Annotated in this window: 11 protein-coding genes; 9 read left to right on the top strand and 2 right to left on the bottom strand. The window is 70.1% G+C overall.

Going from position 1 to position 13204, the window contains the following annotated elements:
- Nucleotides 1-30: 30 nt before the first annotated feature.
- Nucleotides 31-555, bottom strand: a complete 525-nt coding sequence (locus HND91_RS02640) for a DUF3124 domain-containing protein (protein WP_181704953.1) — start codon at nucleotides 553-555, stop codon at nucleotides 31-33.
- Nucleotides 528-1193 carry a hypothetical protein gene (locus HND91_RS02635; RefSeq protein ID WP_246329246.1) on the bottom strand — a complete coding sequence of 222 codons (666 nt, stop codon included), beginning with the start codon at nucleotides 1191-1193 and terminating at the stop codon, nucleotides 528-530. The genes HND91_RS02640 and HND91_RS02635 overlap by 28 nt, the downstream gene beginning before the upstream one ends.
- 406 nt (nucleotides 1194-1599) lie before the next feature.
- On the opposite strand from HND91_RS02635, the gene HND91_RS02630 reads away from it, so the two are divergent.
- The 9 genes from HND91_RS02630 (at nucleotide 1600) to HND91_RS02590 (ending at nucleotide 13198) form a co-directional block, all read left to right on the top strand.
- On the top strand, nucleotides 1600-2499 hold the full coding sequence (locus HND91_RS02630; RefSeq protein WP_181704952.1) for a class II glutamine amidotransferase: 900 nt from the start codon (nucleotides 1600-1602) through the stop codon (nucleotides 2497-2499).
- Entirely contained in the window at nucleotides 2496-3203 is a 708-nt protein-coding gene (locus tag HND91_RS02625) for a protein glxC (protein ID WP_181704951.1), read from the top strand. Before HND91_RS02630 ends, HND91_RS02625 begins: the two co-directional genes overlap by 4 nt.
- Nucleotides 3204-3282: 79 nt before the next feature.
- Nucleotides 3283-4551: an FMN-binding glutamate synthase family protein gene (locus HND91_RS02620; RefSeq protein WP_246329286.1), complete on the top strand. Its 1269-nt coding sequence runs from the start codon at nucleotides 3283-3285 to the stop codon at nucleotides 4549-4551.
- A 143-nt stretch (nucleotides 4552-4694) separates the two neighbouring features.
- On the top strand, nucleotides 4695-5996 hold the full coding sequence (gene glnT / locus HND91_RS02615; RefSeq protein WP_181704949.1) for a type III glutamate--ammonia ligase: 1302 nt from the start codon (nucleotides 4695-4697) through the stop codon (nucleotides 5994-5996).
- Nucleotides 5997-6068: 72 nt separating this feature from the next.
- Nucleotides 6069-7319: a sarcosine oxidase subunit beta family protein gene (locus tag HND91_RS02610; protein WP_181704948.1), complete on the top strand. Its 1251-nt coding sequence runs from the start codon at nucleotides 6069-6071 to the stop codon at nucleotides 7317-7319.
- Nucleotides 7320-7338: 19 nt separating this feature from the next.
- Nucleotides 7339-7656, top strand: coding sequence for a sarcosine oxidase subunit delta (locus HND91_RS02605; protein WP_181704947.1), 318 nt, complete (start codon nucleotides 7339-7341; stop codon nucleotides 7654-7656).
- On the top strand, nucleotides 7653-10631 hold the full coding sequence (locus tag HND91_RS02600; RefSeq protein WP_181704946.1) for a sarcosine oxidase subunit alpha family protein: 2979 nt from the start codon (nucleotides 7653-7655) through the stop codon (nucleotides 10629-10631). The genes HND91_RS02605 and HND91_RS02600 overlap by 4 nt, the downstream gene beginning before the upstream one ends.
- Complete coding sequence (locus HND91_RS02595) at nucleotides 10621-11217, top strand: aminomethyltransferase family protein (RefSeq protein WP_181704945.1); 597 nt, start codon at nucleotides 10621-10623, stop codon at nucleotides 11215-11217. The genes HND91_RS02600 and HND91_RS02595 overlap by 11 nt, the downstream gene beginning before the upstream one ends.
- Nucleotides 11218-11842: 625 nt before the next feature.
- A complete protein-coding gene (locus tag HND91_RS02590; RefSeq protein WP_181704944.1) occupies nucleotides 11843-13198 on the top strand; it encodes an NAD(P)-binding domain-containing protein in 1356 nt (451 codons plus the stop codon).
- The last annotated feature ends 6 nt before the right edge of the window (nucleotides 13199-13204 follow it).

The following is a 13204-nucleotide window of genomic DNA, read 5'->3' as shown; positions in this document are numbered from 1 at the left end:
CGGTCGGTCGGGCGGGCGCGGATCCCGCCGTCAGTCGGGCCTCGACACCCGGCGGGCCTGCGACACCAGGCTGAAGCCCTGCACGCCGGAGGTGGAGATCAGGGCCGCCTCCACCAGCGGCTCATCGATCGTGGCCGTCGAGGACCAGTCGACGGTCAGGCTGGAGCCGACGTCGCCGCGCGTGTCGTTCTGCTTGATGAGGATCTGAAGCGACGCGTAGGGCTTCAAGGCGATCGGAAAACCCTCGAACGCCTCGATGACGGCGCCCGAACTGTCCCGGTACTCGATCCGGTCGACGACGAGGATCTGCCGGTGGTCCGCGTTGTGGACGTTGAGGACGGCCGAGAAGTCGATCTTCCGGCCCTTGCTGCCGAACAGGAGCGAGGAATGGATCGGCACGAGGCTGCGCGCCTTCACGGCCGGGGCCGCGTTCGGGATCGCCGTGACGGCCTCCGGGCGGACGACCAGCGGGCCCTCGTCGGCGCCCGCCGCCGGAAGGGGCGGGAAACCGGCGGCGACGGCGACGATCAGGAGGACGGCGGTGGCTCGGCGCATCGGCGGTCTCTCGGAGCGGTTTGCGGCAGCGACAAAACGGCAACGGCGGATGGGCCTGACGGGTTGCCGCCGGCCGGTCGCCGGATCAGGCCGGCCGCGCCGTCCGGATCTCGTCGGGATGCCTCGCCGGCGGGCGGGGTCCGCCCGGCCTCAGGGGCGTGGACCTGAGGACGCCTCGGCCTTTGCCGCCTTCCGGAACAGCGCCGCCGACGTGAGCCACAGCGCGGTGAAGACGCCGGTGAGCCCCAGGATGGGACCCGCCAGTTCGCTCCCTCGGTGCCGAGCCCGGCAGCAACCGCCAAGGCGCCGACCAGCCCTTGCGCGAGCGCCGTCGCCGCGAGGGCGCGCGCCATCCCGCGTGGCCGGAACCGCGCCACCAGAGCGCCGAGGAGCGCGACGGCGAGCACGCCGGCGAACATTTGGTTGGCGGGATCGTCCTCCGACCCGATGACGCCGACCGCCAGATTGATCCAGACGAGCAGGAAGGCCGCCACGGCCGCGATGCCGACCGCGCCACGGTAGGCGAGGCTGGCGGTCGCGCGCGTCGCGAGCTCGACCGCGCCGCAGGCCGCGAGCAGCATGGCGCCGAAGACGGCGAAATCGGCTCCGTCCCAGGCGACCTCGTCGGTGACCCGCATGGCCGCGAGCGGGAGGAGCAGGAGCCCCGCGGCGACCGCAAAGGGCGCCGTCCGCCACGCTCGAGCGCTCCGTCGGCGGGCTCGGTCCGTCGCGTTTCTGGCCATGACGCCGCCTCCCGATCTCGTCAGATACCTGGCTGGCCGGGGCTGAAACAACGCCCCGACTGTCACGATCGGGTCGATTTGGGGCGGATCTGTGCCGGGCCGTTGCCGCGTCGCCCGTCCGGCCCCGGCACTGCCGCCCGGTCGGTCAACCGCCAGGGTGGGCTGCCTAAGCATTGACCTGGACGGGTGAGTTTCGCCGTGAGAAAACTCTATCCTCGGCGGGCAAAAAATCCGCTTGTGTTTTCCTACTGCGCACACTAGTTTCGTTCAAAGAAACTCCTTGGCCACAGAGGTGACCTCGATGTGCGGAATTGTGGGCATATTCATTAAGGATCCGGCTCTCGAGCCCGAACTCGGCAAGCACCTCGCGGCCATGCTCGAAGTGATGACCGATCGCGGCCCGGACAGCGCCGGCTTCGCGGTCTATGGCGCCGGGTCCGCCGACACCACCAAGGTGACGGTCCGCCTCGCGGCCGGCGCCAGCGCCGACGCGGTGGTCAGCGGGCTTTCGGAAGCCCTCGGCGAGCCGGTGTCCTCCACGGTCCGCGGGTCGCACGTGGTGCTGAGCCTGCCGGCGGACCGGCTGGAGGACGGCCTGACGGCGCTCGGCCGGATCGCGCCGGACGCCACGGTCGCCTCCATCGGCAGCCGGATGGAGGTCTACAAGGAGGTCGGACTGCCGGCGGACGTCGCGAAGGCCTTCGGGCTGGCGTCCATGAGCGGCACCCACGGCATCGGCCACACCCGCATGGCGACCGAGTCGGCCGTCACCACCGACGGCGCCCATCCCTATTCGACCGGATCGGACCAGTGCCTGGTGCACAACGGCTCCCTGTCGAACCACAACCAGGTGCGCCGCCGGCTGATCCGCGAGGGCATCACCTTCCGCACGGAGAACGACACGGAAGTGGCGGCCGGCTACCTGTCCTGGCGCCTGCGCCAGGGGGACAAGCTCGACGACGCCCTGCGCGCGTCTCTCGACGACCTCGACGGCTTCTACACCTTCGTGGTCGGCACCGACACCGGGTTCGGGGTTCTGAGGGACGCCATCGGCTGCAAGCCCGCCGTGATGGCCGAGACCGACCAGTATGTCGCCTTCGGGTCGGAATACCGCGCCCTCAGCGTGCTGCCCGGCATCGAGAAGGCCCGCGTCTTCGAACCCGATCCTGCCACCGTGTATTTCTGGGACCGCGCCGAATGAATACGATTCCGACCTCTCAGACCGTCGATCTCGCGACCGTCAGCCTGCGGGAGCTGAACCAGAGCCTGCACAGGCTGGGCGACCGGACCAACCTTTCGCACTGGCGCATCCTCAACCCGCGCGGCGCCCACGCGCTCGCCTGCGGCCTCGACGCCGACGTGACCGTCGAGGTGGACGGCGACGCGGGCTACTACTGCGCCGGCATGAACAAGCGCGCCACGGTCATCGTCCACGGCAATGTCGGAATCGGCGTGGCGGAGAACATGATGAGCGGGCGAGTCTACGTGAAGGGCGACGCCAGCCAGGCGGCCGGCGCGACCGGCCAGGGCGGCCTTCTGGTGGTGGACGGCAACACGTCGGGCCGCTGCGGCATCTCGATGAAGGGCATCGACATCGTGGTGAAGGGCTCCATCGGCCCCATGTCGGCCTTCATGGCCCAGGCGGGCAGCCTCGTGGTGTTCGGCGACGCCGGCGACGCGCTCGGGGACTCCATCTACGAGGCCCGGCTGTTCGTGCGCGGCACGGTGAAGAGCCTCGGGGCGGACTGCATCGAGAAGCCCATGAAGGACCAGCATCGCGCCGAACTCTACGCCAAGCTGAAGGAGGCGGGCGTCGCCGGCGAGGTCGATGTCGGCGAGTTCAAGCGCTACGGCTCGGCCCGCACCCTCTACAACTTCCACGTCGACAACGCTTCGGCCTATTGATCAGGGGTTCACCGTGAACGAACACTCTCGTCCTCCCCAGACCGTGCCGCGCCTGTCGGCGACCTTCGATCCCGCCACCATGGCGGAGATCCGGCGCGCGGCCGCCACCGGCATCTACGACATCCGCGGCGGCGGCACCAAGCGCAAGCTGCCGCACTTCGACGATCTCCTGTTCCTCGGCGCCTCGATCAGCCGGTACCCCCTGGAGGGCTACCGCGAGAAGTGCGGGACGGACGTGGTCCTCGGCACCCGGTACGCCAAGAAGCCGATCCACCTGAAGACGCCCGTCACCATCGCTGGCATGAGCTTCGGGGCGCTCTCCGCCCAGGCCAAGGAGGCGCTCGGCCGGGGCGCCTCGATGATCGGCACCTCCACGACCACCGGCGACGGCGGCATGACGCCGGAGGAGCGCGGCCAGTCCAAGACGCTCGTCTACCAGTACCTGCCGTCGCGCTACGGCATGAACCCGGACGACCTGCGCCGCGCCGACGCCATCGAGGTGGTGGTCGGCCAGGGCGCCAAGCCCGGCGGCGGCGGCATGCTGCTCGGCCAGAAGATCAGCCCGCGCGTCGCCAAGATGCGCTGCCTGCCGGAAGGCATCGACCAGCGCTCCGCCTGCCGGCACCCGGACTGGACCGGCCCGGACGACCTGGAGATCAAGATCGAGGAGCTGCGGGAGATCACCGACTGGGAGAAGCCGATCTACGTGAAGGTCGGCGCGTCGCGGCCCTACTACGACACGGCGCTCGCCGTGAAGGCCGGCGCGGACGTGGTGGTGCTCGACGGCATGCAGGGCGGCACCGCCGCCACCCAGGACGTGTTCATCGAGCACGTGGGCATCCCGATCCTCGCCGCCATCCGGCCGGCCGTGAAGGCCCTCCAGGACCTCGGCATGCACCGGAAGGTGCAGCTGATCGTCTCCGGCGGCATCCGCTCCGGCGCCGACATGGCCAAGGCCCTGGCGCTCGGGGCCGACGCGGTGGCGATCGGCACTGCGGCCCTGATCGCGCTCGGCGACAACGATCCGCGCTGGGAGGCCGAGTACCAGAAGCTCGGCACCACGGCCGGCGCCTATGACGACTGGCACGAGGGCCGCGACCCGGCGGGCATCACCACCCAGGACCCGGACCTCGCCAAGCGGCTCGATCCGGAGCTCGCGGGCCGCCGGCTCGCCAACTACCTGGCCGTGATGACGCTGGAGTGCCAGACCATCGCCCGCGCCGCCGGCAAGAGCCACGTGCACAACCTGGAGCCGGAGGACCTGGTGGCGCTCTCCATCGAGGCGGCCGCGATGGCCGGGGTACCGCTCGCCGGCACCAACTGGATCCCCGGTCAGGGCTCCTTCTGAATCCAAGGCCCGCCGGTCGCTCCGACCGGCGGGCCATCGCGTTGGCCGCCCCGGACGGCGGCACGATCCAAACCGGAGCAGCGCCCAAGACCAAGAAGGACAAGCGCCCCGCCTTCGGCCACTGGGGAACAAAGGGAACCGACATGTCTGAGAGGCTTTCCGAAATCGCGCGAGCGCGCGGCATCAAATACTTCCTCATCGCCTACACGGATCTTCTCGGCGTGATGCGGGCGAAGCTCGTGCCGGCGCAGGCCATCGACAAGATGGCCGTGACCGGCGCGGGCTTCGCCGGCTTCGCGACCTGGCTCGACATGACCCCGGCCATGCCGGACCTGTTCGCGCGCCCGGATCCGGCCAGCCTCATCCAGCTGCCGTGGAAGCCGGAGGTGGGCTGGCTCGCGGCCGACCTGTGGATGGACGAGCGGCCGGTGGAGCAGTGCCCGCGCACGGTGCTGAAGCGGACGATCCGGTCCGCCGCCGAGAGCGGCTACACCATGAAGGCCGGCGTGGAGTGCGAGTTCTTCCTCCTGAAGCCGGACGGCAGCGGCTGCTTCGACCAGGCCGACGGGCAGACCAAGTCCTGCTACGACCAGCAGGCGCTGATGCGGCGCTACGACATCATCAGCGAGGTCTGCGACTACATGCTCCAGCTCGGCTGGAACCCGTACCAGAGCGACCACGAGGACGCGAACGGCCAGTTCGAGATGAACTGGGAGTATGACGAGGCCCTGCTGACGGCCGACCGCCACTCCTTCTTCAAGTACATGATGAAGTCGATCGCCGAGAAGCACGGCATGCGGGCGACCTTCATGCCGAAGCCCTTCCTCAACCAGACCGGCTCCGGCTGCCACAGCCACGTGTCGCTCTGGCGCGGCGAGCGCAACGTGTTCGACGATCCGGCCGGCGAGCTCGGCGTTTCGGACGTGGGCTACCGCTTCCTCGGCGGCCTGATGGAGCACGCCGACGCCATGTGCGCCATCACCAACCCGACGGTGAACTCCTACAAGCGGATCAGCGCGCCGCGGACCACCTCGGGCGCCACCTGGGCGCCGAACTCGATCACCTATACGGGCAACAACCGGACCCACATGATCCGCATCCCGGACGGCGGCCGGTTCGAGTTCCGCCTCGCGGACGGCGCCGCCAACCCGTACCTCCTCCAGGCGTCCATCCTGGCGGCCGGGCTCGACGGCCTGCGGCGGAACCTCAGCCCGGGCCAGCGCCTCGACATCGACATGTATGCCGAGGGCCACACGGTGACCGACGCCAAGCGGCTGCCGCTCAACATGCTGGACGCGATCCGGCTCCTGGACCGGTCCGAGGCCCTGCGCGAGGGGCTCGGCAGCTCCTTCGTGTCGGCCTTCGTCAAGATGAAGAACCAGGAGTGGAGCTCCTATACGCGCCACCTGTCCCAATGGGAGCGCGACAACACGCTCGACTGCTGACCAGTCGGCCGTGGCGGCGCCGGGAGGCTTCCGGCGCCGCCCTGAAGGGCAACGAGCAAGGAACGTGGTTCGATGAGGTTCTCTGGTTTCTCTGTCCTGCGGAACGCGCTGACCGGCCAGTCCGGCTGGACACCGCACTGGCGCAAGGCGTCTCCGAAACCGGCTTACGACGTCATCATCATCGGCGGCGGCGGGCATGGGCTGGCGACCGCCTACTATCTCGCCAAGGAGTTCGGCGTCACCAACGTGGCCGTCCTGGAGAAGGGCTGGGTCGGCTCGGGCAACGTCGGCCGGAACACGACCATCATCCGGTCCAACTACATGCTGCCCGGCAACATTCCCTTCTACGAGTTCTCCATGAAGCTCTGGGAGGGCCTGGAGCAGGACTTCAACTACAACGCCATGGTGAGCCAGCGCGGCGTGCTGAACCTCTACCACTCGGACGGCCAGCGCGACGCCTACGTGCGGCGCGGCAACGCCATGCGGCTCCACGGGGTGGACGCGGAACTCCTGGACCGCGACGGGGTGCGGGCGATCGCTCCCTACCTCGACTTCGACAACGCCCGCTTTCCGATCCAGGGTGGCCTCCTCCACCGGCGCGGCGGCACCGCCCGGCACGATGCGGTGGTGTGGGGCTATGCCCGCGGCGCGGACGCGCGCGGGGTCGACATCATCGAGAACTGCGAGGTCACCGGCTTCCGGATGGACGACGGCCGCGTGGTCGGGGTGGAGACGACCCGCGGGCCGATCGGCGCGAAGACCGTCGGCATGGCGGTCGCCGGCAATTCCTCCAAGGTGGCCGCCCTGGCGGGCCTGCGCCTGCCGATCGAGAGCCACGTGCTGCAGGCCTTCGTGTCGGAGGGCGTCAAGCCGCTGATCGACACGGTGATCACCTTCGGGGCCGGGCACTTCTACATCAGCCAGTCGGACAAGGGCGGCCTCGTCTTCGGCGGCGACCTCGACCCGTTCCCGTCCTATGCCCAGCGCGGCAGCCTCTCCACCTTCGCGGACGTGACCGAGAACGCCATGGCGCTAATGCCGATGATCGGCCGGCTCCGCATCCTGCGCAGCTGGGGCGGCATCATGGACATGAGCATGGACGGCTCGCCCATCATCGACGAGACGCCCGTGGACGGCCTCTACCTGAACGGCGGCTGGTGCTACGGCGGCTTCAAGGCGACGCCGGCGTCGGGCTTCTGCTTCGCCCACCTTCTCGCCCGCGGGACGCCCCATCCGGCCGCGGCGGCCTATCGCCTCGACCGGTTCGCGACCGGCCGCGTCATCGACGAGAAGGGGGTCGGCCCCTCTCCGAACCTCCACTGACCGAGACGAGTGTCACCAGATGCGCATCCCCTGTCCGTTCTGCGGCCCTCGCGACGTGATCGAGTTCACCGTCCACGGCGAGGCCCGCCAGAGGCCCGTGTTCGAGGCCCATGAGCTCGACACGCCGGCGGCCCGAGAGGCCTTCGTGGACTACGTGTACCTTCGCGACAATCCGGCCGGCCTTCACGTGGAGCACTGGTACCACGGCATCGGCTGCCAGAGCTGGCTCCTGGTCACGCGCGACACGCGCACCCACGACATCCTCGAGGTCGCCTACGCGGCCGGCGAGGAGGAGCCCGCGCCGGCCGTGGTCCGCACCATGGAGGTGGCGTCGTGACCTCCCATCGCCTCCCGACCGGCGGGCTGATCAACCGCGCGCGCCGGCTCTCTTTCACGTTCGACGGCGCCGTCTACGGCGGCCATCCGGGCGACACCCTGGCGTCCGCGCTCCTTGCCAACGGCGTGCGGCTGTTCGGCCGCTCGTTCAAGTACCACCGCCCGCGCGGCGTCCTGTCGGCGGGGCACGAGGAGCCGAACGCGCTGGTGGAGCTGCGGAGCGGCGCGCGGCGCGAGCCGAACACCAAGGCCACGGTCGTGGAGCTCTACGACGGCCTGGAGTCCATGAGCCAGAACCGCTGGCCGTCTCTCCAATTCGACGCCATGGCGGTCAACGGCCTCCTGAAGCCGGCGTTCGCGGCCGGCTTCTACTACAAGACCTTCATGTGGCCGGCATCCTTCTGGGAGAAGGTCTACGAGCCGATCATCCGGCGCGCGGCCGGCCTCGGCCGGGCGGCGGGCGTCGCCGATCCGGACGCCTACGAGCGCGACCACCTCCACTGCGACCTCCTCGTGGTCGGCGGCGGGCCGGCCGGCCTGATGGCGGCGCTCTCCGCCGGACGCGCCGGCGCGCGGGTGGTTCTTTGCGACGACGACGTCCGCCTCGGCGGGCGGCTCCTCGCCGAACGGGTCGAGGTGGACGGGCAGTCCGGGCCGGACTTCGCCGACGCGGTCGCGGCCGAACTGAAGGCCCTGCCCACCGTGACCGTGCTGACCCGGACCGCCGTGGTGGCGGCCTTCGACCAGGGCACGTTCGCGGCGGTGGAGCGGGTGGCCGACAACATGCCGGCGCCGAAGGCCCACCAGCCCCGGCAGCGCTTCTGGACCATCGTCGCAAAGGCCGCCATCTTGGCGACCGGCGCGACCGAACGGCCGATCGTGTTTCCCAACAACGACCGGCCGGGCGTCATGCTGGCCGGGGCCGTTCAGTCCTACGCCAACCGGCACGCGGTGGCGGCGGGCAAGAGCATCGCCGTGTACACCGCGACCGACGCGGGCTGGACGGCCGCCCGCGACCTCCTGGCCGCTGGCGCCGCCGTCGCAGCAGTGATCGACACGCGGGGCGCCACGCCGCCCGGGTTCGAGGACGTGGGCGCCCGGGTGCGCACCGTCCCCGGTGGGCGCGTGACGAACACCCATGGCCGGCTCGGCGTGACCGCCATCGACGTCGCCAGCGCCGCCGGGACATCCCGCCTCGACGTCGACGTCGTGGCGGTCTCCGGCGGCTTCAATCCGTCGATCCAGCTGATCAGCCACTTCGGCGTGCGGCCGACCTGGAACGAGCGGATCGCCGGGTTCGTGATCCCGCAGCCGGTGAAGGGGATCCGCTGCGCCGGCGCCGCCGCCGGCCACTACGGGCTTTCGGCGGACCTCGCCGACGGCATCCGGGCGGCGGGCGACGCCCTCGGGGAGATCGGCATCGCCATGAAACCGATCCGGATGCCCACCACGGCCGTGGTGCGCCATGACGTCGGCACCGCCTGGTGGCAGCCCGCGCCGGGCGACATCGGCGCCAAGGCCTTCGTCGACCTGCAGCACGACGTGGCCGCCTCGGACGTGATGCTGGCCCACCGGGAAGGCTTCCGGTCGGTGGAGCACCTGAAGCGCTACACCACCCTCGGCATGGCGACGGACCAGGGGCGGACGTCGAACACGGACGGCCTCGCCATCATGGCGCTGCTCAGCCACCAGTCGATCCCGCAGACGGGCGTGACCCTCGCCCGGCCGCCGACCGTGCCGCTGGCGATCGGGGCGGTCGCCGGCGGGCACCGGGGCACGGCCTTCCGGCCGGTCCGGCGCACCCCGGTGCACGGCTGGGCGCAGGAGCTCGGCGCGGTGTTCGTGGATGTCGGCCAGTGGAAGCGGCCGCAATACTTCCCGCGGTCCGGCGAGACGGACTGGCTCCAGACGGTCAACCGGGAGGTGGAGACCGTACGGTCCGCCGTCGGCGTGACCGACGTCTCCACGCTCGGCAAGATCGAGGTGGAGGGCCCCGACGCGGCCGCCTACCTGGACCGTGTCTGCGCCACCCGGCCGAGCGCCATTCCGGTCGGCTCCTGCGGCTACATGGTGATGCTGCGCGAGGACGGAATCGTGAAGGACGACGGGATGATCGCCCGTTTCGCGCCGGACCGCTTCTTCGCCTTCGTGTCCACCGTCCACGCGGCGGCGGTCTACCGGCACATGCAATACTGCCGGCAGGTGCTGTGGCCGGACCTCGACGTGACGCTGACGGCCGTGACCGACGCCTGGGCGCAGCTCGCCGTGGCTGGTCCGAAGTCGGCCCGGGTGGTGGGCGCCCTCGTGGACGCGCCGACCGTGGTGGACATGGCGGGTTTTCCGCCCATGAGCTGCCGCGAGGTGACCGTGTGCGGCGGCGTGCCGGCCCGGCTCTACGGCCTCTCCTTCTCGGGCGAGCGGGCATTCGAGATCGGCGTGCCGGCCCGCTACGGCGAGGCCTTCGCGCGGCGGATCATGGAGGTCGGCGCCGAGCACGGCATCACGGCCTACGGCACCGAGGCGATGGCCGTGATGCGGGTGGAGAAGGGCTACCCGGCGGGCGCCGAGATCAACGGCCAGACCACCGCGGCCGATCTCGGGCTCGCCCCGGCCCTCGCGACGGACAAGGACCATGTCGGCCGCGTGCTGTCGGCCCGCCAGGATCTGACCGACGGGCGGCGGGCCAGGCTGGTCGGCCTGAAGCCGGTCGATGCGGCCGATCGGCTGCGCGGCGGCGCCCACGTGCTCGCCAAGGGCGCGGCTCCGGAGGCGGCCAACGACCTCGGCTGGATCACCTCCGCCGCCTGGTCGCCCACGGCCCGGTCGTCCATCGCGCTCGCCATGGTGGCCGGCGGGCCTGACCGCCTGGGCGAGGTCGTCCGGGTCTGGGACGGCATCCGCAACACGGACATGCTGGCCGAGATCGTGCCGCCCTGCTTCGTCGATCCGGAAGGAAACCGCATCCATGACGCCTAGACCCGCCTCATCGGGCCACGCGGCTCTCGCTCCGGCGATCGGGATGCCGGTCGTCGACACCAGGACGGTGCCCGGGCGCGAGCGGGTGTCCATCCTGCTGCAGCCGCCCCACGTGCGGATCGCCGTGGAGGCGCGGAAAGGGGCGTCCGCCGCCCTGCGGGATCGTCTCGCGGCCTTCGCCCGGCGCGCCGGCGGCGCATCGCCCGGGGCGGTGGAGGTGCTGGGCGCCGGGCCGGGGCGCTGGCACGTGGTGCTGTCCGGGGCGGACCGCGGCCGGGACGCGGATCGCCTCCGCGAGGCGGTCGGGCCGGACGGGGCCTTCCTCGACGTGACCGACGGGTTCGCGGTGATCCGGCTGGACGGTCCGGAGAGCCGGCCGGCCCTGCGCAAGCTGATCCGGCTGGACGTCGCCGCCCTCGCCGAGGGGACGGCGGCGCAGACCGAGCTGCACGGCATGAGCGTCCAGGTCCGGCGGACGCCGTCGGGCGGCCTGGAGCTCGCGGTGTCCCGGAGCTACGGCGAGTCGCTCCTGGAGGCGGTCGTGCACGCCGCCGCCGAATTCGGCGTCTCGGTCGCCGCCGCATGAGGCGAGGCCGGCCGCCGGGCCGGCCCGTCGCCGGCGGCGGTTGCGCCAACAGGTGGAGCCGCCGGGCGGCGGCCCATCGGACGTCAGCGGTTCGCCCGCCGGGCCTCAGATTGGTTGAAGCCGCGCCGCGGCTCGGGGAAGGCCGCGCCGGTCATGGCGGGGCCTTTCCGGCCATGGTTCCGGGGCCGCGCGGGACGGGCCATGGAGAGTGGCTTCGAGGGTGGCTTTCGAGGGTGGCTTTGGCCCGATCCGTGACGAAACGGGAATGGGCGGAAGGACCTCGAGGGAGAGGTCCTTCCGCCAAAGTACCGTCGTGCGGGCCAGGGAGCGGGGCCCGGAGGAAGCGCCGGCGATGGCGCACCGGCTGCTTCGCCCGTCCGGTCGTTCGGCTCGGAACTGGAGGCTTCCGAGCTTCATGACGCTAGCCGACTTTCCATGGAGAGTAAATGGGTTTCTTTATAAGAATGTTGGCGCCCAATAGTCCGACGTATATATTTCTTCAGGCAATCTGATTGACAACCAAGAAATGATGGCCGACCATCCTTGTCAGGAGCCAAAGTCGGGGGAGGAGCCTCGATCGAGACCTCGGCTCCGAGTTCCCGCGAACACCAGACAGGGAAGAGACATGACGAAACGTGTCGCCATCATCGGAGCCGGGCCGAGCGGACTCGCCCAGTTGCGCGCCTTCCAATCGGCCGGCCGGACGGGAGCCGAGGTTCCGGACCTGGTCTGCTTCGAGAAGCAGTCGGACTGGGGCGGTTTGTGGAACTACACCTGGCGGACGGGCGTGGACGAATACGGCGAGCCGGTCCACGGCAGCATGTACCGCTATCTGTGGTCGAACGGCCCGAAGGAATGCCTGGAGTTCGCCGACTACAGCTTCGAGGAGCATTTCGGCCGGCCGATCCCGTCCTATCCGCCGCGCGCCGTGCTGCACGACTACATCATGGGCCGGGTCGCCAAGAGCGACGTCCGGCGCTTCGTGCGCTTCAACACCGTCGCGCGCTGGGTGGACTATTCGGAGGAGACCGGCAAGTTCACCGTGACGGTCAAGGACCTGAAGAAGGACGAGCTCTATTCGGAGGAGTTCGACTACGTGGTCGTGGCCTCGGGCCATTTCTCCACGCCGAACGTGCCGCACTTCCCGGGCATCGAGGTCTTCCCCGGGCGCGTCATGCACGCCCACGACTTCCGCGACGCCAACGAGTTCGTCGGCAAGAACCTCCTGGTCGTCGGCAGCAGCTATTCGGCCGAGGACATCGCCAGCCAGTGCTACAAGTACGGGGCTAAATCGATTACGTTCAGCTATCGGACCCGGCCGCTGACCTTCGAATGGCCGGACTGCTTCACGGTCAAGCCGCTCCTGACCAGGCTGACCGGCAAGGTGGCGCACTTCAAGGACGGCACGTCGGCGGACGTCGACGCCATCGTGCTCTGCACCGGCTACCTGCACCACTTCCCGTTCCTGCCGGACAGCCTGCGGCTGAAGACCAACAACCGACTCTATCCGGCCAATCTCTACAAGGGCATCTTCTGGCGCGGCAATCCGAAGCTGATGTATCTCGGGATGCAGGACCAGTATTTCACGTTCAACATGTTCGACGCCCAGGCCTGGTATGCCCGCGACGTCATGCTGGGCCGGATCGCGCTGCCGGCGGACGCCGACCAGGACGCCGACATCCGGGGCTGGCGCACCCGCGAGGAGGCGCTGGAGGATCCGTTCCAGAGCATCGATTTCCAGGGCGACTACGTCCAGGACCTGATCGGGGCGACGGACTACCCGATGTTCGACATCAAGCGCGTCTGCGACCTCTTCAAGGAGTGGGAGCACGACAAGGAGAAGAGCATCATGGGCTACCGGGACAATTCCTATGTCTCGGTCATGACCGGCAACCGGGCGCCCGTCCACCACACGGCCTGGATCGAGGCTCTCGACGACAGTCTGGAGGCCTTCCTGACGGTTCCGGTCGCGGCCGAATAGCCGCTT

The organism is Chthonobacter rhizosphaerae (assembly GCF_013839525.1).
Lineage (GTDB): Bacteria > Pseudomonadota > Alphaproteobacteria > Rhizobiales > Pleomorphomonadaceae > Chthonobacter > Chthonobacter rhizosphaerae.
The sequence above is the reverse complement of the archived record's forward strand: the minus strand, read 5'-3'. Positions and strand labels throughout refer to the sequence as shown.

Excerpts from the sequence above, each read along its gene's own strand:
- HND91_RS02640 (WP_181704953.1), bottom strand. The coding sequence starts at position 555 with ATGCGCCGAGCCACCGCCGTCCTCCTGATCGTCGCCGTCGCCGCCGGT.
- HND91_RS02635 (WP_246329246.1), bottom strand. The coding sequence starts at position 1,193 with ATGCGGGTCACCGACGAGGTCGCCTGGGACGGAGCCGATTTCGCCGTC.
- HND91_RS02630 (WP_181704952.1), top strand. The coding sequence starts at position 1,600 with ATGTGCGGAATTGTGGGCATATTCATTAAGGATCCGGCTCTCGAGCCC.
- HND91_RS02625 (WP_181704951.1), top strand. The coding sequence starts at position 2,496 with ATGAATACGATTCCGACCTCTCAGACCGTCGATCTCGCGACCGTCAGC.
- HND91_RS02620 (WP_246329286.1), top strand. The coding sequence starts at position 3,283 with ATGGCGGAGATCCGGCGCGCGGCCGCCACCGGCATCTACGACATCCGC.
- glnT (WP_181704949.1), top strand. The coding sequence starts at position 4,695 with ATGTCTGAGAGGCTTTCCGAAATCGCGCGAGCGCGCGGCATCAAATAC.
- HND91_RS02610 (WP_181704948.1), top strand. The coding sequence starts at position 6,069 with ATGAGGTTCTCTGGTTTCTCTGTCCTGCGGAACGCGCTGACCGGCCAG.
- HND91_RS02605 (WP_181704947.1), top strand. The coding sequence starts at position 7,339 with ATGCGCATCCCCTGTCCGTTCTGCGGCCCTCGCGACGTGATCGAGTTC.
- HND91_RS02595 (WP_181704945.1), top strand. The coding sequence starts at position 10,621 with ATGACGCCTAGACCCGCCTCATCGGGCCACGCGGCTCTCGCTCCGGCG.
- HND91_RS02590 (WP_181704944.1), top strand. The coding sequence starts at position 11,843 with ATGACGAAACGTGTCGCCATCATCGGAGCCGGGCCGAGCGGACTCGCC.